At 57.3% G+C, this 20,137-nt stretch carries 19 protein-coding genes and 1 riboswitch; of the genes, 14 read left to right on the top strand and 5 right to left on the bottom strand.

Annotation, left to right across the window (positions count from 1 at the left end; all coding sequences use genetic code 11):
- Window positions 1-48: 48 nt before the first annotated feature.
- The 3 genes from acnA to C7445_RS05685 form a co-directional block, all read right to left on the bottom strand.
- Window positions 49-2,769, bottom strand: coding sequence for an aconitate hydratase AcnA (gene acnA / locus C7445_RS05695; protein WP_134159084.1), 2,721 nt, complete (start codon window positions 2,767-2,769; stop codon window positions 49-51).
- 220 nt (window positions 2,770-2,989) lie between these two features.
- Complete coding sequence (locus C7445_RS05690) at window positions 2,990-4,141, bottom strand: THUMP domain-containing class I SAM-dependent RNA methyltransferase (RefSeq protein WP_134159083.1); 1,152 nt, start codon at window positions 4,139-4,141, stop codon at window positions 2,990-2,992.
- Between the two features lie 198 nt (window positions 4,142-4,339).
- Entirely contained in the window at window positions 4,340-5,302 is a 963-nt protein-coding gene (locus C7445_RS05685; RefSeq protein WP_134159082.1) for a glycosyltransferase family 4 protein, read from the bottom strand.
- 210 nt (window positions 5,303-5,512) lie between these two features.
- Here C7445_RS05685 and cyoE point away from each other — a divergent pair, with 210 nt between their 5' ends.
- From cyoE to ispG, 3 genes are all read left to right on the top strand, one after another.
- On the top strand, window positions 5,513-6,439 hold the full coding sequence (gene cyoE, locus C7445_RS05680) for a heme o synthase (RefSeq protein ID WP_134159081.1): 927 nt from the start codon (window positions 5,513-5,515) through the stop codon (window positions 6,437-6,439).
- Between the two features lie 140 nt (window positions 6,440-6,579).
- Window positions 6,580-7,704, top strand: a complete 1,125-nt coding sequence (locus C7445_RS05675) for a zinc-dependent alcohol dehydrogenase family protein (RefSeq protein ID WP_134159080.1) — start codon at window positions 6,580-6,582, stop codon at window positions 7,702-7,704.
- Window positions 7,705-7,839: 135 nt separating this feature from the next.
- Entirely contained in the window at window positions 7,840-8,925 is a 1,086-nt protein-coding gene (gene ispG, locus C7445_RS05670; protein WP_134159079.1) for a flavodoxin-dependent (E)-4-hydroxy-3-methylbut-2-enyl-diphosphate synthase, read from the top strand.
- A gap of 288 nt (window positions 8,926-9,213) precedes the next feature.
- Here ispG and C7445_RS05665 read toward each other — a convergent pair whose 3' ends face one another.
- Window positions 9,214-9,522 carry a LysM peptidoglycan-binding domain-containing protein gene (locus tag C7445_RS05665; RefSeq protein WP_243834983.1) on the bottom strand — a complete coding sequence of 103 codons (309 nt, stop codon included), beginning with the start codon at window positions 9,520-9,522 and terminating at the stop codon, window positions 9,214-9,216.
- A 126-nt stretch (window positions 9,523-9,648) separates the two neighbouring features.
- On the opposite strand from C7445_RS05665, the gene C7445_RS05660 reads away from it, so the two are divergent.
- Genes C7445_RS05660 through hisI form a run of 8 tightly spaced genes read left to right on the top strand, consistent with a single transcriptional unit; the run spans window position 9,649 to window position 16,236 of the window.
- Window positions 9,649-10,773, top strand: coding sequence for an ATP phosphoribosyltransferase regulatory subunit (locus C7445_RS05660; RefSeq protein ID WP_134159078.1), 1,125 nt, complete (start codon window positions 9,649-9,651; stop codon window positions 10,771-10,773).
- Window positions 10,773-11,432 carry an ATP phosphoribosyltransferase gene (gene hisG / locus C7445_RS05655; RefSeq protein WP_134159077.1) on the top strand — a complete coding sequence of 220 codons (660 nt, stop codon included), beginning with the start codon at window positions 10,773-10,775 and terminating at the stop codon, window positions 11,430-11,432. The genes C7445_RS05660 and hisG overlap by 1 nt, the downstream gene beginning before the upstream one ends.
- Window positions 11,413-12,696 carry a histidinol dehydrogenase gene (hisD, locus tag C7445_RS05650; protein ID WP_134159076.1) on the top strand — a complete coding sequence of 428 codons (1,284 nt, stop codon included), beginning with the start codon at window positions 11,413-11,415 and terminating at the stop codon, window positions 12,694-12,696. Before hisG ends, hisD begins: the two co-directional genes overlap by 20 nt.
- A complete protein-coding gene (gene hisB / locus C7445_RS05645; protein ID WP_134159075.1) occupies window positions 12,686-13,288 on the top strand; it encodes an imidazoleglycerol-phosphate dehydratase HisB in 603 nt (200 codons plus the stop codon). The genes hisD and hisB overlap by 11 nt, the downstream gene beginning before the upstream one ends.
- A complete protein-coding gene (gene hisH, locus C7445_RS05640) occupies window positions 13,285-13,944 on the top strand; it encodes an imidazole glycerol phosphate synthase subunit HisH (protein ID WP_134159074.1) in 660 nt (219 codons plus the stop codon). The genes hisB and hisH overlap by 4 nt, the downstream gene beginning before the upstream one ends.
- Complete coding sequence (gene hisA / locus C7445_RS05635; RefSeq protein WP_134159206.1) at window positions 13,944-14,696, top strand: 1-(5-phosphoribosyl)-5-[(5-phosphoribosylamino)methylideneamino]imidazole-4-carboxamide isomerase; 753 nt, start codon at window positions 13,944-13,946, stop codon at window positions 14,694-14,696. The genes hisH and hisA overlap by 1 nt, the downstream gene beginning before the upstream one ends.
- Window positions 14,696-15,466, top strand: coding sequence for an imidazole glycerol phosphate synthase subunit HisF (gene hisF, locus C7445_RS05630; RefSeq protein WP_134159073.1), 771 nt, complete (start codon window positions 14,696-14,698; stop codon window positions 15,464-15,466). Before hisA ends, hisF begins: the two co-directional genes overlap by 1 nt.
- The gene (gene hisI, locus C7445_RS05625; RefSeq protein WP_134159072.1) at window positions 15,454-16,236 is read left to right on the top strand and encodes a phosphoribosyl-AMP cyclohydrolase; all 783 of its coding nucleotides are present in this window, start codon (window positions 15,454-15,456) and stop codon (window positions 16,234-16,236) included. Before hisF ends, hisI begins: the two co-directional genes overlap by 13 nt.
- Here the strand turns inward: hisI and C7445_RS05620 are convergent.
- Entirely contained in the window at window positions 16,233-17,219 is a 987-nt protein-coding gene (locus C7445_RS05620) for an aldo/keto reductase (RefSeq protein ID WP_134159071.1), read from the bottom strand. The genes hisI and C7445_RS05620 overlap by 4 nt on opposite strands.
- Before the next feature lie 194 nt (window positions 17,220-17,413).
- Here C7445_RS05620 and C7445_RS05615 point away from each other — a divergent pair, with 194 nt between their 5' ends.
- From C7445_RS05615 to ribD, 3 genes are all read left to right on the top strand, one after another.
- On the top strand, window positions 17,414-17,662 hold the full coding sequence (locus C7445_RS05615; protein WP_243834982.1) for a hypothetical protein: 249 nt from the start codon (window positions 17,414-17,416) through the stop codon (window positions 17,660-17,662).
- A gap of 112 nt (window positions 17,663-17,774) precedes the next feature.
- Complete coding sequence (locus tag C7445_RS05610; protein ID WP_134159070.1) at window positions 17,775-18,662, top strand: DMT family transporter; 888 nt, start codon at window positions 17,775-17,777, stop codon at window positions 18,660-18,662.
- Window positions 18,663-18,749: 87 nt separating this feature from the next.
- Window positions 18,750-18,895, top strand: a riboswitch (FMN riboswitch).
- A gap of 141 nt (window positions 18,896-19,036) precedes the next feature.
- Window positions 19,037-20,128 (top strand): bifunctional diaminohydroxyphosphoribosylaminopyrimidine deaminase/5-amino-6-(5-phosphoribosylamino)uracil reductase RibD, encoded by a 1,092-nt coding sequence (gene ribD / locus C7445_RS05605; RefSeq protein WP_243834981.1) that lies wholly within the window; start codon window positions 19,037-19,039, stop codon window positions 20,126-20,128.
- Window positions 20,129-20,137: the final 9 nt, after the last annotated feature.

The following is a 20,137-nucleotide window of genomic DNA, read 5'->3' as shown; positions in this document are numbered from 1 at the left end:
GGACCCTTGTATGGGTCCCCCGTCTGGTTATACGTAGTACGTATGGTTTTACGCCTGTTGTTCTTCGCGAACGAAGTTGCGCAGAACCGTCTGCAAAATACCGCCGTTGCGGTAGTATTCGACTTCGATATCGCTGTCGAGACGGACGTTCGCCTTAAATGTGAAGGAAGAACCGTCTTCGCGCTCTACTTTGACGTCGACCGTCGAACGTGGTTGCAGGTCGTTGCTGAGACCAAGGATGCTAAACGTTTCGCGGCCCGTTAGACCTAGGCTCTCCGCGCTCTCACCGGCTTGGAACTCGAGCGGCAGAACACCCATGCCGACCAAGTTACTGCGGTGAATACGTTCAAAGCTCTCCGCGATCACGGCGCGTACGCCAAGCAGATACGTACCTTTTGCCGCCCAGTCACGAGACGAACCCGTACCGTACTCTTTGCCTGCGATCACGACGAGCGACTGGCCATTCTGCTGATACTGCATGGCGGCATCGTAAATCGGCATCACTTCGTTGGTTGGGAAGTACGTCGTATAACCGCCTTCCGTGCCCGGTGCCACACGGTTGCGGATACGGATGTTGGCAAACGTACCCCGCATCATAACCTCATGGTTGCCGCGGCGAGACCCATACGAGTTGAAGTCGTACGGCTCGACGCCGTGACTCTTCAGATATTGTCCAGCAGGGCTGCTTTGCGCGATGCTGCCAGCCGGCGAGATGTGGTCGGTTGTGACCGAATCGCCAAGGTAGGCGAGTACACGCGCTCCGCGAATCTCTTCGATGTCTGGAACATCCGGCGTGAGCCCGACAAAGAACGGCGGTTCTTGGATGTAGGTCGATTGCTCATCCCACACATAGAGGTCTCCGTCCGGTGTGTCCAAAGCATTCCAGCGATCATTGTTCGTGAATACACTCTCGTATTCCTTGCGGAACAGCTCGGGGCTGATGACCTTGCGAATGGTCTCCTGTACCTCTTCGTTGGTCGGCCAGATGTCCTTCAGATATACATCGTTGCCATCTTTGTCCTTGCCAAGCGGCTCTTTGGTCAAGTCGATATCGACTGTACCAGCGAGCGCATATGCGACAACCAACGGCGGCGAGGCCAAGTAGTTCGCACGCACCAACGAGTGAATGCGCCCTTCAAAGTTGCGGTTGCCCGAAAGCACGGCCGAGACCAGCAAGTCGTTCTCCTGAATTGCCTTACTGACTTCATCGGGCAGCGGACCGCTGTTTCCGATACAGGTCGTGCATCCATAACCGACGACATCAAACCCGAGTTCAGCAAGCGGTTTGAGCAATCCGGCCTTCTCAAGATAGTCCGTGACGACGCGTGAACCAGGTGCGAGCGACGTCTTGACATAGCGAGGGGTCGTCAAGCCTTTCTCTGCGGCCTTCTTAGCGACCAAGCCAGCGCCAATCATGACAGATGGGTTCGAGGTGTTGGTACAGCTGGTGATGGCTGCAATGACGAGTGCGCCTTGGTGCAATTCTGCGCTGGCGCCGTCTTCATACTGAACCGTGGCGGTCTTATCGATCGCGTCGGCAACACCAAAGCCGCCCTCAGTCACGGGCTTAACCAGACCGTTTTCGAATGTTTTCTTCATGTCGGCCAAGAGGATTTTATCCTGCGGACGCTTCGGACCTGCCAAAGAAGGCTGAACGTCGCCCAAGTCGAGCTGCAGGGTATCCGTGAAAACGGGGTCCACCATATCGTCCGTGCGGAACATGCCTTGCGCCTTGGCGTATGCCTCGACAAGGGCGATGAGGGACTCGTCGCGGCCTGTGCTGCGCATATACTCGAGCGTTTCCTGATCAATGGGGAAGAAGCCCATCGTCGCGCCGTATTCTGGGCCCATGTTGGCAATGGTCGCGCGATCCGCCAAGCTGATATTCGACAGTCCAGCTCCGTAGAACTCGACGAATTTACCGACGACGCCCTTCTTGCGCAGCATGTTGACGACTGTGAGGGCGAGATCGGTCGCTGTTGCGCCTTCTGGCAACTTACCGGTGAGCTTGAAGCCGATGACTTCCGGCTGCAACAGATACAGCGGCTGGCCGAGCATGCAAGCTTCCGCTTCGATGCCACCAACACCCCAGCCAAGCACGCCAATGCCGTTGATCATCGTCGTGTGCGAATCGGTGCCAACCAAGCTGTCTGGGAAGACAACTTGCTCGCCGTCGACCGTACGCTCCTGTACGACGCGGGCCAGGTATTCGAGGTTGACCTGGTGCACAATGCCCATTCCCGGCGGGACGGCGCGGAAGTTGTCAAACGCCTTTTGCGCCCAACGAAGGAATTTGTAGCGCTCTTCGTTGCGCTCAAACTCGCGGCTGATGTTGAATTCGAGAGCTTCGCGCGAGCCGAATGCATCGACTTGCACCGAGTGGTCGATCACGAGATCGACCGGGATCAACGGATTGATACGGTCCGGATTGCCGCCGAGCCGATGCATAGCAGAACGCAGGGCAGCGAGGTCGACGACGACAGGGACACCGGTGAAGTCCTGCAACAAAATGCGCGCAGGTTTAAATGGAACGTCTGTTTTCTCAGGGCTTTCGGCGTTCCAATTGGCCAACTGGCGAACGTGATCTTCCGTGATCACGCGGCCGTCGTATTGACGCAGTACGGCTTCTAGCAAAATTTTAATAGAGATAGGTAGGCGGGAAATATCTGCAACGCCCTGGTCCGCAAGTGCGCCCAGGCGGTAATAGGTGTACGACTTTCCGCCGACCTGCAGGGTTTGCTTCGAATCGAAAAGATTCTTCGCTCCCATTTGACTCACTCCTTTTCAACCTTGCTTCTGTCTCCATTGTGCGGCGCGCGCGTGCAGATGTCGAACCTTCATCCAAATTGCCGATAGGGATATCGAGATCATTCCGGCAAGGTCGGATCGCTGCAAGCGTTCGCATGAGACGAACCTTCTGTCACTCTACTACCAATTGGAATGTCATGCAAGACAGTGGGAACCAGTCGTGGAAACGTTACGGCTTCGGTCACTGCTGCAAGGCATGATATTCCATATGGCGCGGCGGCAATGGGCCAAAGTATTGATACAGGTGTGTCTCGATCCGCCCGTTATACAGTTTGCGCCGTTTGTCCGCCTGCTTGCCGTACAACCGTTCAAATTGCGGATGCGATGTCAGCAAAAAGATCGACCAGGTGTCCAGCTTGCGAAATGCTTTACCGAGATCGCGATAGAGCGATTCGGCCTCCTGCACCTCCATGAGCCGCTCACCATAGGGAGGATTGCTGACGATCACGCCGTAATCGCGATCGACCTTGAAGCGCCGGGCATCTGCTTGCTCGACGCGGACGACGTCGTCCACTTCTGCATAACGAAGATGGCGTCGGCACAGTTCAAGGACTTCGGGGTCGTTGTCGGATGCGACGATATCGAGATCGACGTTGCGGCGGGCAGCCTCTGCCTCGGCGCGGGCTTTCGCGAAGACCTCTTCGCCGACGAACGTCCAATCTTCGGCATCAAATGAACGCAACAGCCCTGGCGCAATCCGCCGCCCGTACAGCGCTGCCTCGATGGCAATCGTACCCGATCCGCACAGCGGATCGCGAAACGGGCGATGTGCATCCCAGCGGCTCAGGAGAACCATTGCGGCCGCCAGTGTTTCGCGCAGCGGCGCGATCGCGTTGAGCAGTCTGTAGCCCCGCCGATGCAGGCCGCTGCCACTGGTGTCGAGGCGGATCGTTGCCACGTCCTTGAGTAGCGAGACTTCGACCCGGACCGGCACGCCCGTTTCGGGTAAGGTTGCCTGCCCGTACTTGTTCTGCAAGCTGTCCACGATAGCCCGTTTGACGATACTTTGACACGCGGGCACGCTGTGTAATGCGCTTTTGACGGATCGCCCGACGACAGGTATGTTGGCGTCAACCGGGAGTAACTCAGGCCAATCGATGGCGCGGGTGCCCTGGTACAGATCTTCAAAGGTGTCTGCCTGAAACGATGCAAGCTCGATAAACACGCGTTCGGCCGTACGCAGCCAGAGATTGGCCCGCGCCACGGCCATCGCGTCACCGCGAAAGCGAATTAGGCCGTTTTCACTTCGCGTTTCGTATCCCAAGTTTTGAAGTTCGCGTGCCGTTAAGGCCTCCAGTCCAAATGCGCAGGTTGCGACGAGTTCAAATTCCATCCGCCAATCGACTCCCTATCCCTATGTCAAATCGAGGCATGCATGAAGCGCACGAAAAAGGCCTTTTCCCCGATTGCGCTGGCAGGTCCAGTGCCTGTCCAGCAGAGCGCCGGGAAAAAGGCCTCCTGTGAAGGCTGCCAAGGGATCTTCAAATATCTTTGGCAGTAACCTTCATTGACATTCTACATTGGTTCGTCTTCACCGGTTGAGCAGCAGAACAATCATCGACGCCAGCGAAAAACACGCGCTGATGAGGTAGACGACGGTGACCGTCTGCACCTGTGAGAGACCTGATCGGAGAAGCCAGTGGTGCACGTGATTTTGATCCGGCTTGTATACAGGCTTGCCAGCGCGTGCCCGAACCAATACGACGCGCACAGCATCGAAGATGGGAACGCCGAGCGCGAGAATCGGCACGCCGATAGAAATGACGGTCGCCGACTTAAACGCGCCAACCGATGCAATGGCTGCGAGCAGGTATCCGAGCACGGTCGATCCGGCGTCACCCATGATGATTCGTGCAGGGTAGAAGTTATGGCGCAAGAAGCCGACCGCTGCACCTGCCACCGCGATCGCAAACCAAGCCGATGCGTGATCGCCCTTGATGAGCGCGATGAAAAACAGCGTCGTCGCCGAAATCGCCGCAATGCCTGCGGCAAGTCCATCGACGCCGTCGAGAAAGTTGAACACATTGGTCACACCGACAATCCACAGCACCGTCAACAATACCGACAGCACAGTGGGGATGCCGACAAAATGGTGTCCGCCAAACGGCGATGTAAAACCTTGAATGCCACCGCCAAACAGTGGAACCAGCAGTGCGGCTAAAATCTGAATGACGAATCGGATGGAGACTGAAAAATCTTTGCCTCGGGTTTTGAAATAGTCGTCCAACAGGCCGATTCCAAATAGCATCGCCGCACCGATGACCACGCCGACGTAAGGTGTTTGCAGCCAGTCTTTCCAGGCGAAGCCTAAGAAGAACGCGGCGAGAACGCCGGCAAAAAGGGCGGCGCCGCCAAGCAGTGGCAGCGGATCGCGGTGAATCTTGCGCTCGTTGGGCAAATCGACAAATTTCAACCGAATGGCAACTTTTCGCATGTGTGGCGCCAACGCAAACGCGATGAGAAACGCAGTGACGCCTGAAAGCCAAAGCGGCATACTGTCCTCTCCTTCGAGTGACATTCACGGCAATTATACTAAACCATCGCCCATCCGGCTATACTGCTGTCAGTGTGTGTCTGTGCTAGAAGTATGTCGGTTGCATGACAATTCGCCCATCGCCGTTGTATTTCTGCCCGACCTCTGCAAACATAATCGTTGTGTGAACTAGGCGGACATTCGATCCGCTTCGACAAGGAAGTGAAGTGGATGCAAGCCAACGGGGTCGTGTACGAGGATCCGTCAAACGGTCTGGAATCGGCGAAAGCGACGTTGCGCGATTACATTTCCATTATGAAGTGGGGCATCACCATTGCGAACTTGATGGCAACATTCGCTGGTATGTGGGTCGCATCCGGCGGCCACCCAGGCCTCGCACCGTTGCTTTTAACACTTGTGGGCACCGCGCTCGTCGTCGCTGGCGGCGCCGCGCTAAACAACTTTTACGATCGCGACATCGACCAACACATGATGCGCACCAAGAATCGCGCCGTGGCACAAGGCAAGGTCTCTCCAGGCGCCGCGTTGGCCATTGGCTTGTCGATGAGCATCGTCGGTCTCGCCATCCTGCTCTTATTCGTCAATTGGCAATCGGCTGCTTGTGCGTTTGTGGGACTCTTTGTGTATTCGTATCTTTACACCGTTTGGTTCAAGCGCCATACCACGTTGAATACGGTGCTAGGCGGCGTGTCGGGCGCCATGCCTCCACTGATTGGCTGGGCTGCAGGCAGCGGCGGATCGATCTCCTTGGCAGGTTGGTGTTTGTTCTTCACGTTCTTTCTCTGGCAGCCGCCGCACTTTTTGCCGTTGGCCATGAAGAAGACAGAGGACTATCGCGCTGCAGGTATTCCGATGCTGCCGGTCGTTCGGGGGTTTCGCGAAACAAAGCGGCAGATTGTACTGTACACCGCGGCTATGGTTCCAGTATCGCTGATGATGACACCACTCGGTGCAGAAGGCTGGATTTATTTTGTCGTCATGGCCGTACTCGGAATCTGGTTCTTGTACCTTGGGGTAAAGGGTTTGTATATCAAACCGGAACGCGATCTCGATTGGGCAAACCATGTGTTTCGCTTCTCACTTATCTATTTGACCGCCTTGTGTGTCGTATGTGTACTATCGGTCTCCATTTTGTAAAATAGACAAGCTTGTGCGAAGGCTGCTCCCAATGTCGCGGGGTAGCCTTTTTTTTGATGAGGCAGAGGTGCATGATGGTAGCGTAAGGGTGCGTCAAAAGCAGGTGGCGTGAGACCGCGCCGCAATGGAGGTCATGTATAGTGAAAACGCATGCAGCTGTACTGTACGAGATGGGATTGCCGACACCTTATGCGACAAGCCAGCCGCTGCGCATCGAAACGCTCGATCTCGATGCCCCAGGCCCTGGTGAAGTGCTTGTACGTGTGCGCGCGGCCGGACTATGCCATTCGGATCTGTCCGTAATCAACGGTTCTCGCCCGCGTCCATTGCCGATGGCGCTTGGGCATGAGGCCGCTGGTGAGATTGTCGAGGTAGGGCCAGGGGTCCACGATGTGGTTCCTGGAGATCATGTCGTGTGTGCTTTTGTTCCAAGTTGTGGCCACTGCCTTCCGTGCCAGGAAGGACGCCCGGCCTTATGTGAACCGGGTGCAGCCGCGAATGCAGCGGGTACGCTGCTGTCCGGGGCACGGCGTCTACATCTTGGAGATCGCGATATCCACCATCATCTCGGTGTTTCCGGATTTAGTGAATACGCCGTGATCGCCCGCAATTCGCTTGTAAAGGTCGATCCGGATATACCGTTTGAACAAGTGGCTATTTTCGGATGTGCAGTCATGACGGGGGTGGGAGCCGTCGTCAACACGGCACGCGTTGCGGTTGGTTCCAGCGTGGCCGTGGTTGGACTCGGCGGCGTTGGATTGAGTGCGCTACTAGGCGCGGTTGTCGCGGGGGCACGACGGGTTGTCGCAGTCGATGTCAATCCGAGTAAATTGGAGTTTGCTTCCAAGCTTGGGGCCACCGACATCTTCGACGCGCGCGATCCCGACGTTGTATCTCTTGTCAAAGCTGCGACGGATGGTGGGGTGGACTTTGCATTTGAGACGGCTGGGGCAGTGCCTGCTATGCAGACAGCGTACGCCGTGACTCGCCGGGGCGGTACGACGGTGACCACAGGACTTCCGGATCCGAGTCACCTTTTTGCCTTTCCGCAAGTCACGCTCACCGCTGAAGAGCGCACCATTAAGGGATCCTACGTGGGGAGTTGCATTCCGGCTCGCGACATACCACGGTTCCTGGAGCTTTTTAAGCAAGGCAAGCTGCCGGTGGATCAGTTGTTGACAGACCGTATGAAGCTCCATCAAATCAATGAGGGTTTTGATCGACTCAGCCGCGGCGATGCCGCAAGGTTGGTCATCTTACTGTAAACGGTCTTGACATGCGTCACACCCGGTAAGCCATGGTTTTTGGGTCTGCTGATCCCCTGCGCGCGGTTGAACGATGTTCGGAATTTCGTTAAGATCGCTAGTGGGAGTTTAGATAATGACAGGGAGACGAGAGACATGTATCGTCGCGAAGAGACGAAACCGGTGCGCGTCGGCGACGTAGTCATCGGCGGGAATCATCAAGTCATCATTCAAAGCATGACGACGACGAAAACTGCCGACGTCAAAGCGACGGTGGAGCAAATTCATCGGTTGGAGGACGCCGGCTGCCAGGTTGTCAGGGTCACTGTCAACACGCGCGATGCTGCGGAAGCCATTCAAGAGATTAAGCGGCAGATTCACATTCCGCTCGTCGCCGATATCCATTTTGATCACCGTCTCGCCCTTGAAGCTATTCGCAACGGCATCGACAAGGTGCGGATCAATCCGGGGAACATCGGTAAGCGCGAGAAGGTCGAAGAAGTCGTCAAAGCTTGCAAAGAGCGAGGGATTCCGATTCGGATCGGTGTAAACGCCGGATCGCTCGAAAAGCACATCCTCGAAAAGTACGGTTATCCGACGCCGCAGGGGATGTTGGAAAGTGCAGAGCATCATGTGAAAATCCTCGAGGATCTGGACTTTGACGACATCATCATCTCGATGAAAGCCTCTGATGTTCCCATGGCGATTGAGGCTTATCGGCTGGCCGCCGAGCGCTTCCATTACCCCTTGCACCTGGGCATTACGGAATCGGGTACGCTGTTTGGCGGTACGATTAAGAGTGCGGCGGGGCTTGGGACGTTGTTGAGTATGGGCATTGGCAACACGATGCGCGTATCGCTCTCGGCCGATCCAGTCGAAGAGATCAAGGTGGCGCGCGAGTTGCTCAAGACGTTCCACATCGTGTCAGACGCGGTGACCATCGTGTCGTGCCCAACCTGTGGACGGATTGACATCGATCTCATCAGCATTGCAAACGAGATTGAGGATTACGTGCAAAATATTCGCGCACCCATAAAGGTTTCGGTGCTCGGCTGTGCTGTCAATGGACCGGGCGAGGCGCGCGAAGCGGACATTGGCATCGCCGGTGCACGCGGAGAAGGGTTGTTGTTCCGCAAAGGAGAAGTGGTGCGCAAAATTCCTGAAGCCGAACTGGTGGCGGAATTGAAGAAGGAAATTGACATCATGGCCAAGCGGTACGCCGAGACGGGTTCGATTGATTGATTCGGCTTGAGTCGCGAACATGTTCATCCATTGCCCTCCCAACGCATTCGGAACTGGGAGGGCAATTGCTATATTTTTTGAAGAAAGAAGGTTTGTCCACAGCTTCTGATTCGGAGAATCAGTTTTTTACGGTTCAAAGGGAATCGATTGCTGTGACCCATTGCATTGATTGCTGAAGCCCATTGTCCGGACTCAACTGACATGGGTGTTCCGGAGGCGGCCGTTTGTAGCTGAAGCGGCCGCCTCATTCCTAAGCTCGATGGCCGGCAACCATTCTCTTCTCCACCATTACCAGTACTTCGACTTATCTGTGTGATGATGCATCATGTGCTTATGCTCGTTGGCATCCTCGTAATGCTTCGATGGAATGCGCAGCACCTGACCCGGATAAATCATGTTTGGGTTCTTGATGCCGTTGGCCCGGATGATGGCGGAAACCGTTGTGTCGTATTTCACGGCGATGTTGCCAAGCGTGTCTCCGCGCTGCACGATGTATTTGACCACTGATCCAATCCCTCCTTGTACCGTCCGGTGAGATACCTTATGCGGCTTGTGACACGTCTGCAGCGGATGCTTGCCCAAGCTGATGGCTTGCAAATCGCAACCGTCTCCTATATGCTTTCTTTAGCACATTAGCGAAGTAAAGCATCAGCCGTGGCATGCGAGTGACGATGCATGCGTGGCTGTGCAGCAGGACAGATGGAGATGGCGTGGTGAGTCAGAGTGGCAAATGATTGGTTCATCAGTGGGACAGGTTCAGCAACCTTGTCGGCAGTGCAAGGTTTTGCTGAGCGGCCACCGGGAATGCAGGATGGTTATCCCGACTTTGCAAAGAGAAGGCGGGATGTCGAGTCCCGACTCCTGTCTTTTTTTGAGGAAGCAGGCTGCGAGCCGGTCACAAGCGGCTTATTTGAATATGTCGATACACTTTTGCGAGCGAGATCGAGTGAAGCTGCGCGCGACTGGATTCAATTGTTTGACGGCGGAGGCAATGCCATCGCCTTGCGTCCCGAAATGACACCTTCCATCGCGCGCATGGCGGCACCACGGGTGGCAGGCGGTCGCGTCCCCATTCGCTGGTGCTACTGCGAGCGCGTATACCGCCGCACGAGCGATCCCGCTTCACTGTCGTGGGCGAGTGGCAAAGCAGCCGAATCGACACAGGTCGGCGTCGAATGGATTGGCGAGCCTGCGAGTGTGGCGATCGACGCGGCATTGCTGAAATGGTTGCACGAGGCCGCCATTCGCACGGGCATCGGCGAGCACAAAATTGTCGTAAGCCATGCGCATTTTGTGCCAAAGCTGTTGCAGGCACTCGGTTTCCCATACGACATCAGCCTACAGCTCTTACAGTGTTTGACGACAGGGGACTATGTCTTGTTTCGACAAACGGTCGATCGCGCTGGTTCAGGTTGCGATGATATTCTGTCACGACTGTTGCGTTGGTCGCCAGAACGCGCAGGCGTGCGCAATGGTGTGTTGGATCGCGATAAGTCGGCGGCAGAGCTAAACGACTTGCTCAATGCGGCGCCGAATCGTCAAGCGGCGGATGAAGTTGTGAAGGCGTGGCAGGACCTGTGTGACCTCGCGGACGCGCTTGCCGCCGCTGGCTTGGCGCAACACTGTACAACATTCGACCTCACGTTGCACCGCGATATGGATTATTACACGGGCATTGTCTTTGAGGCGTTTGCACACGGCGTTGGTGCACCGATTGCCCTTGGAGGGCGCTATGATGAACTGCTTGCCCAGTTTGGTGCACCAGCGGCGGCCATTGGCTTCACGTTCGAGGTTGAACGCGTGTTGGCTGTGCTCGAGGCAACAGCCAAAAGTGGGAGGGGTGCGTGATGCTCACCGTTGCATTGGCCAAAGGAAGAACGGCGGAAGATGCTCTGCCATTGTGGCGTGAAGCTGGCGTTCCACTCCCGGAAGATATGGACGAAAGCCGTGCCCTCGTCTTCGAAGTGCCCTGGGACGGACATCCGCCCTTGCGCTATCTGCTCGCGAAGCCGGCCGATGTGCCGACATACGTGGCGTACGGCGTCGCCGACATCGGGATCGTCGGCAAAGACGTCTTGCTTGAGCAGGATAAGGAAATGTACGAATTGCTCGATCTCGGCGTTGCCCGCTGCCGGCTGTGCGTCGCGGGGCTTGAGCGCGATCGCGCGAGCCAACCGCGCCGGGTGGCGACCAAGTATCCCAAACTTGCGGATCGATATTTCCGTATGCTTGGGCATTCGGTCGAGATCGTACCGCTTTCCGGTTCCATCGAACTGGCAAGCGTGATTGGCTTGACAGATCGCATCTTCGATCTCGTGCAGACGGGCGCGACGCTCGCCGCCAACGGCTTGGTGGTGTTTGATGAAGTCTCGGACATTTCGGCGCGGTTGGTGGCGAATCGCTCCAGTTACCGTATGAAGCACGACGATATGTTGGCGATGGTGAATCGTCTGCAGGTGGCGATTGAACAGCGAGGGGGACGGGCGAATGCGGTTGGGCGTGATTGAACGTAACGAATTTTCCTGGCAGCGGCGGGCTTCAGAAAACGAAGAGGCCTTGCGACAGGTGGCGATCATCGTCCATGACGTGCGCGATCGCGGCGATGCTGCCGTGGCCGAGTGGACGGCCAAGTTGGACAAGCAGACGGGGGTATCGTTGCGCGTACCGCGCGAAGCGCTGCAGGCTGCGTTCGATGCGTTGACGCCAGGTCTGCAGGAGGCGCTGGCGTTGGCGGCGGATCGGATTCGACGGTATCACGAGGCGCAGTGGCCGGAGGACTTCACGTTGTACGGTGACGATGGCGAGCAGTTGGGCCTCGTTTGGCGACCGCTTCGACGTGTCGGCGTGTACGCGCCGGGCGGCCGTGGGGCGTATCCATCCACCGTGCTGATGGACGTCATTCCGGCACAAGTTGCAGGCGTCTCCGAAATTGCCCTTGTATCGCCGCCTGGACCGTCTGGTCTGCCACATCCACAGGTGTTGGCAGCGGCACATCTGCTTGGTGTCGACGAAGTTTACGCAGTAGGTGGCGCACAAGCGGTGGCGGCTTTGGCGTACGGGACTCAGACCATTTCACGCGTAGACAAAATTGTGGGTCCTGGCAATCTTTATGTTGCGTTGGCCAAGCGTTTGGTCATGGGCGACGTCGGGATCGATTCCATCGCCGGTCCCAGCGAGGTGCTTATTATCGCCGACGACGGCGCGAATCCCCGCTACATTGCGGCTGACATGTTGGCCCAAGCGGAACATGATCCGGAGGCCGGAGCGCTGTGCTTAAGCCCGTCGATCGCGCTGCTTGAACGCGTGGCAGACGAGCTTGAACGACAGCTGGTCGACCTGCCGCGCGCCGAGATCGCAACAGAAGCCTTACGACGTTGGGGAGCGTTAGTGCACGTCGAATCCCTGCGTGAGGCGACAGATCTTTGCAACCAATTGGCGCCCGAGCACGTGGAACTGTTGGTGGAGCAGCCTGAGGAACTGCTGCCTTCCATTCATTTCGCGGGGGCTGTCTTTCTTGGGGAAGCGACACCGGAGCCTGTTGGCGACTATTTTGCTGGCAGCAATCACGTCTTGCCGACCCACGGCAGCGCACGCTATGCCAGTGGATTGGGCACGCATGATTTTCTGAGGCGCATGAGCGTGGTCGCCTATAGCAGGCAAACGCTCGCCAAACACGCAGGTCACATCGTCGCGCTGGCCGAAGCAGAAGGCTTAACGGCTCATGCGCGCTCCATTCTCATCCGACAGGAGGCTGAATCGCATGGCCGCTGAAGCCGCCCGCACATACAGCGCGCAAGTCGAGCGCGAGACAGGCGAGACCAAGATCGATCTTGCGCTCAATCTGCATGGTACAGGTCGCGTGGCGCTCGCTTTTCCAGTGCCCTTTTTGCGCCATATGCTGCACTTGTTCGCCGCCCACGGCTCGTTCGATCTCGCCATCACGGCCGATGGCGATGTCGACGTCGACGACCATCATCTCGTCGAGGACATCGGCCTTTGTCTCGGCCGCGCGATCGCGATGGCACTCGGTGATAAGCGCGGCATTCGCCGCTACGGAGAGCGGCATACACCCATGGATGAAACGTTGGCGCGGGCCGTGATCGATCTGTCGGGACGACCGGCGTTCGTCTTGCAGGCCGCATTCACCGACACGCGCATCGGCACATTTCCTACCGAATTGGTGGCCGAGTTTTTCAAATCGGTCGCCAACGAGGGCCGCATGGCCCTGCATCTGGCGGTTCTGTATGGCGAAAACAATCATCACATGGTGGAAGCATTGTTTAAGGCATTTGGTGCAGCGCTGCGCGAAGCTGTCTCGCTGACAGGCGGAGGCGTGAATAGCACCAAGGGGGTGCTCGAATGATCGTTGTGCTCGATCCGGGCATTGGCAATTTGCACAGTGTCCTTGGCGGGCTTCGGAGAGTAGGACGAGAGGGTGTCGTGATCTCCGATGACAAGGCGTGGGATCATGTGTGTGGAAACGCGGACTCGCCGGTGCAGGGCGTCATTCTGCCGGGAGTCGGTGCGTTCGGCGATGCCATGGCACAGTTGCGCGCGTCCGGATTGGTCTCTGTTGTCGAGCAGGTTGTGGCTTTGCGCATTCCTTTGCTTGGCATTTGTGTCGGCATGCAACTCTTGTTCACGGTGTCGTCGGAACACGGCGAACATCGAGGTTTGGACCTGCTGCCTGGTCGGGTTGTCCGGTTTCCTGAAACGGCCAAAGTGCCGCATATGGGTTGGAACGACTTGACGAGTGTGCGCAGCGCTGACCCGCTGATGCAAGACGTTGCGGTTGGGGATTTCGTCTATTTTGTCCACTCGTATTACGTCCAGGTTGACGAGGCAAAGGACGTGATTGCAGCCGCCTCCTACGGTGGGGTTCAGGTGCCTGCTGTGGTCGGACGAGAACTCATCTACGGTACACAGTTTCACCCGGAAAAGAGTGGCGAGGTCGGCGAAACCATCCTGCGCAATTTTGTCCGTATGACCGAAGCCAAGAAGACGGGGGTGTCATCGTGATGCAAAGCCACGAGTTTGTCCTCTTGCCGGCCATTGACATACTTGGGGGCCGCTGTGTCCGATTGTATCAAGGCGACTATGCCCAGCGCACGGAGTACAGCGACCATCCTGCTGCCATGGCACAGCGGTGGTGTGAAGCGGGAGCCCGCTGTTTGCACGTTGTCGATCTCGATGGTGCCAAAGATGGCGAGAGTATCAATGCGGCGACGGTCGAAGAGGTCGTGCGGACGGCGCGATCGTATGGTGCGTCGGTTCAGGTTGGCGGTGGCATCCGGAATCGCGACGCCATTGCCCGTTGGCTGGACATGGGGGTCGAGCGCGTGGTGCTCGGCACTGTGTCGCGGGACATTGAGCAGATGGCCCAGTTCGCCTCCGAGTTTGGTGGTCGGCGGATTGTCGCCGGTCTTGACGGTCGGGGAGGCAAATTGGCCGTGACCGGTTGGCTTGAGCAAACCAATACTTCGGTTGTCGAGCTCGCGCACAATCTCGCCAAAGTCGGTGTTGTATACGCCTTGGTCACCGATGTTGAACGGGACGGAACGGGAATGGGCGCCAATCTTCAACTGGCACAGTCGGTTCAAGAAGCTGGGCTCTGGACTTTTGCCAGCGGCGGCATCAGCGGCCATGATGACATCTTGGCGGCCAAGTCGGCTGGGCTTGCTGGCGCCGTCGTCGGCAAGGCGCTATATGACGGCAAGGTCGACTTGCGTCTTGCTCTTGTGCAAGTCGCGGCGAAAGGAGATGGGGTTTGATGTTGACCAAACGCATCATCCCGTGCTTTGACGTGCTTGATGGGCGTGTGGTCAAACACGTCGGTTTCCTCAACAATCGCCGTGACGCGGGCGATCCGGTGGAGCTTGCGCAGATTTACTGTGCCGCCGGGGCGGACGAGCTCGTGTTGCTCGACATCTCGGCGTCGAGCGAAGGCCGGTTGGCGACGCGCAAGGTCGTGGAAGAAGTCGCTGCGAAAGTCAACATCCCATTGACGGTCGGCGGTGGCGTTTCTTCCGTCGACGATGTGCGATCGCTGCTTTTATCGGGTGCAGACAAGGTATCGATGAACACAGGCGCGTTTCGCAACCCTGATCTGATTGAAGAGTCGGCGCATCGCTTCGGCGAACAGTGTGTCGTCGTCGCGATCGACGCCAACCTGAATGCACAGACCGGACGCTATGAGGTGATGTTGCAAGGCGGCAAAGTTGGCACCGGCACCGACGCCGTCGAGTGGGCCAAACGTGCAGCCAGCCTTGGCGCGGGGGAGGTCTTATTGACAAGCTTTCGCCAGGACGGTACACGGGCAGGGTATGACCTGGAGTTGACGCGCGCCATTGCGGGCTCTATCCATATTCCGGTCATCGCCAGTGGTGGCGCGGGGGCAAAGGAACACTTCTACGACGTGTTGACCGAGGGTCTGGCCGATGCGGCATTGGCGGCGAGCGTGTTCCACTTTGCCGAGACGAGCGTTCGCGATGTGAAGTCCTATCTGCGCGAGAGAGGGGTGCCTATACGATGGGTGGAATAAAGTCCGAGATCGATTTAGCTGCGGTTCGCTATGACACAGCGACAGGGCTAGTTCCAGTCGTGGTGCAGGACACCGAGACGCGCGACGTGCTCATGCTGGCATACGCGAATCGTGAGGCGCTCAAACGAACCATTGCCACGGGCTACGCGTGGTTTTGGAGCCGATCCCGCCAAGAATATTGGCGAAAGGGAGCGTCCTCTGGAAATCTCCAAGAAGTTGTGGAACTCCGCCTTGATTGCGATGGTGACACCGTGTTGTATCTCGTTCATCCACTTGGGCCAGCTTGCCACACGGGCGAAGAGACGTGTTTTTATCGGCGATTGACGCATGGTGGTGCCCAGATGGCGGATCGTGAGGCTAGACAGCGGGATACGGGGCGGGATCGCCATGCAGCTTCCGTTGTGAAGGATGGGGCAGATCCTGTGACGGCGCAGCCTCCGTTGAATCCGGGCATGGAAGGGAGCATCGGGCGGAGCGACTGGACGGCACTCGATGCCCTTTGGCGGACGATTGACGCACGCTACCAGGAGCGTCCGCAGGGAAGTTATACGACCTATCTGTTCGAGCACGGTGCGATGCGCATCGGAAAAAAAGTGGGCGAAGAGGCGACGGAGGCAGCGCTTGCGGCTCTCGCGCACGAAAGCGGCCGCGGTGATCGGGCAGAGTTAGCGGCTGAATCGGCTGACTTGTTGTATCATCTGATGGTGCTCTGGCGCCATGCAGGACTCTCACCAGCTGATGTGTTGGCCGTCTTGTCCGCTCGGGCTTAGAGCCCGAGCGTTTTCATGTTGACTTCCGGATAGCGAGTCCCTGCAGCTGCCCCTTTCGGCGCGATCTCGTCGATGCTAGCGAGATCGGCGGCGGTCAGATCCACGCGCAGTGCTCCGATATTGTCCTCCAGGTATTTACGGCGCTTGGTTCCGGGAATCGGAATGATGTCCTCTCCCTGTGCCAGTAACCACGCAATGGCCAACTGGGCAGGCGTGCAGCCCTTTTCTTTGGCCATATCGCGGATTTTCGCCACGAGTTGCAAATTTTTCTCGAAGTTGTCGCCTTGAAAGCGCGGCGAATTGCGACGGTAGTCGTCTTCGGGCAGATCTTCAAAGCGCTTGATTTCGCCCGTCAAGAAACCGCGTCCGAGCGGGCTATAGGCCACAAATCCGATTCCGAGTTCGCGTACTGCAGGCAGGATGTCGTCTTCCACATCTCGGCTCCACAGTGAATACTCCGTTTGCAGAGCCGTGATCGGGTGAACTTTGTGTGCTCGACGGATGGTCTGCGCCCCTGCCTCGGACAAACCGAGGTAGCGAACCTTCCCGGCTTTCACGAGTTCGGCCATTGCGCCGACCGTTTCTTCGATTGGGACAGAGGGATCGACGCGATGCTGGTAGTACAGGTCGATGTAATCGAGCCCCAGGCGTTGCAAACTCTTGTCGCACGCTTCTTTGACATACTCCGGCCGCCCGTTGATGCCGAGAAATGTGCCATCGGCTGCCCGCACGTTGCCGAACTTCGTCGCGATCACGACCTGATCCCGATAGGGTCGAAGCGCTTTTCCGACCAGTCGCTCGTTTTCTCCGACGCCATACATATCAGCGGTATCGAAAAAGTTGATCCCGAGTTCGATGGCGCGCTCGATGGTGCGAATCGATTCATTATCATCCCGGTTGCTGTAAAAGTCGGACATACCCATGCAGCCAAGTCCGATGGCCGAAACAGTAAGCCCTTGTGCGCCCAGTTTGCGCATGTGCATGATAAGACCTCCCTAGCCGATCCCAGGAAGGGATCGCGATCACAGAGCCCATTATCAAATACGCGAAGACAAAAGGCAAAGAATGCTTGAACATTCTTCATATCTTGGGACGTAATGCACTTCCTACATCAGGGCAATCGCCATTGTCTTGGACGTTCCATTTGTGCATTGGATGTCTCATGGAGGTGTATGCCGTGGTTGTCATCCTGCGCCAAATGGTAACCGGGAGTGCCGAAATCGTCGTTACGGCTGGAAGTAGTTCTGACGACCAAGTGGTCATTGCGGACTTTCTCGGCATGACGGTTGGTGATGTCATCCGCAAGCTGGAACGCCAAGGCTACGCGCTGGCGTTTGTGACGGAACACTATCTCGTGTTGCAAAAGCACGCCCGCCGCGAGAGAAGAGCACGTCAAGCGAAACCGACGCTGTTCCCGATGTCGTGAATCAACTTCCGCATGCAACCTTATCCTCAAATCTCTATGCAAATTTCCAGTTGGCAACGACCGGCCGAAGTCGTAGCATAGGCTACGGAGAGATGGAGGCCGGTCGTTGCGTATGCCTAAGTGGTTTTTGTTTACATTGTTAGTGCTTGCGAATTTCATTTGGTCTGGTAGTTTTACGGCAACGAGTATCGCAGCTGAGTCGATTGCACCAACTCTCATCGTGATGACGCGCATGGTTGTCGGTGGCATGCTGCTCTCGCCGGCCCTATTTATCCGTCCACGGAATGGCAGTGAATGGAATCTGTTGAAGGCCGTACGCATTGCCCTTCTCGGCTTACTCGGTTTCACACTGCCTGTGACGATGGAAACCATCGGGATTCACATATCGTCGCCGGCATTGGGAGCGGTTTCAATCGCGCTCGAACCTTTATTAACCTTGTTGGTGTCGTCGATCGTATTTCACACTCGCCTCGGTCTCCGCAGATGGTTCGCCATGGCACTTGCGGGCGTCGGTGCGTGGATCGTGGCGGGTTGCCCGCGTCCAGGGGTATCCGGTTATCTCGCAGGCGATTTACTCATGCTTGGCGCTGTCGTATGTTACGCCGTCTACAACGCGGTATCGGGCCGTTTGACCGCTGACGTCCCCGCGACAGGGGCGACGTCGATCATGCTTCTCGCGGGCGGTGTGGGATGTGTCCCGCTGTTTCTGCTGAACGGACATCCATGGCCGCATCACGTTTCGCCTGCGAGCTTTTGGAGCCTCGTCTTTTTGGCCGTATTCGCAACCGCCGGCGCATATCTCGTATGGATTGTCGTCCTGCAAGATCACGACGTGGCCAGCGCGGCGATTACGCTCTACCTACAGCCCGTATTTGGCGTTCTCCTGGCGATCGCGATCGTACACGAGCGACCCTCCGTGTATTTCTACGCTGGCGGTGTGATGATTCTGCTTGCCCTTTTCCTCGGCCAGCACAGGCCGCGGGATGCGTCTCGTGGTTAGATGCCGCTTGCATACTCTGTCTGCTGGCTTTGGAGTACGCTTGCGAAACTTGCCGCAATTCGTCATGATAAAGGATGTTAAACTGCATATCTCCTTCGGGGCAGGGTGAGGCCGCAAGGCCAATTCCCGATCGGTGGTGATCCGACAGAGCTTCGGCAAGTCCACGAGCCATCTAGGCACGAACTGGTGAGAATCCAGTACCGACGGTATAGTCCGGATGAAAGAAGGAATGGAACCAAGTGGACTTGGCATGCTTGCGTCTTGTGCTTGGTTCGTTACGTATTTCATCATGGTTTGTAAGCGCCCCTTATGTCGCGAGGGGGCGCTGTTGTTGTTTGTAGGGGGTGTTTTCTCTGCACGAGGACGAGCGCTTTATGCGATACGCACTTGCGGTCGCCAACCTTGGCGGTGCGCAAACGTCGCCCAATCCTCGCGTCGGGGCTGTCGTCGTGCGAGACGGCGAGATCGTCGGACAAGGAGCTCATTTGAAACCGGGCGATCCGCACGCAGAGGTGTACGCTTTGCGGATGGCGGGCGAAAAAGCGCAAGGTGCCACGATCTACGTCACGCTCGAACCATGTAACCATCACGGTCGCACGCCTCCCTGCAGTGGGGCCATATTGGCTAGTGGCATTCAGCGTGTCGTTGTCGCCGTGCTCGACACGGATCCGCGGACGGCTGGAGGCGGCGTTGCCCGCCTTCGCGATAACGGGATCGACGTGACAGTCGGCGTCTTGGAGGACGAGGCCCGCGCGCTCAATCGAGCTTTCTTTCACCGCGTGCGATTCGGCAGACCGTTGATCGTCTACAAGGCTGCGCTCACCTTAAGCGGTCACGTCGCCGCCAACACAGGTCATAGCCAGTATGTCACGGGTACGCTTGCACGTGAGGATGTCCAGCGCTTGCGCATGGAGCACCCTGGGATTGCGGTCGGCATCGGGACCGTGTTGGCAGATGATCCGCAGTTGACCGTCCGCGACCTGGGTACGGGACAAGTCGCTGATTGGCAGCCTTTGCGCGTGATTTTCGACTCGCGACTGCGATTGCCCTTGTCGGCGCGCGTGCTTTCACAGCGTGGGAAATTGGTGATCATGACGACCCATTCTGCATTTGCACAGTCAGCCCGTGTCGACGAACTGAAGGCGGCCGGGCAAGTCGAGGTGCTGCCTGTCAGCGAGGAAGCGGGGCGCATTTCATTGGTGGCCGCGTTACGAGAATTGGCGGCTCTTGGGCTCAACTCGGTGCTTTGTGAAGGTGGCCCGACACTCGCCGCAGCGCTGTTGCGCGAGCGGCTGATCGATGAAGTGTGTTTGTACCTTGCACCGAAACTGCTCACGAATGGGTTGCCGCCGTTTCTCGGCGGCAAGACGCAGTCCATGGCTGAGGCAATTGCCCTTGACGACGTGGCAATTCGGCAAGTTGGCGACGACATCTGTGTCACGGGCCGTGTGAAGTATCGACTGTGAGGGGGTGTG

The sequence above is a fragment of the Alicyclobacillus sacchari genome (genome assembly GCF_004366795.1).
GTDB classification, from domain to species: Bacteria; Bacillota; Bacilli; order Alicyclobacillales; family Alicyclobacillaceae; genus Alicyclobacillus; species Alicyclobacillus sacchari.
The sequence above is the reverse complement of the archived record's forward strand: the minus strand, read 5'-3'. Positions and strand labels throughout refer to the sequence as shown.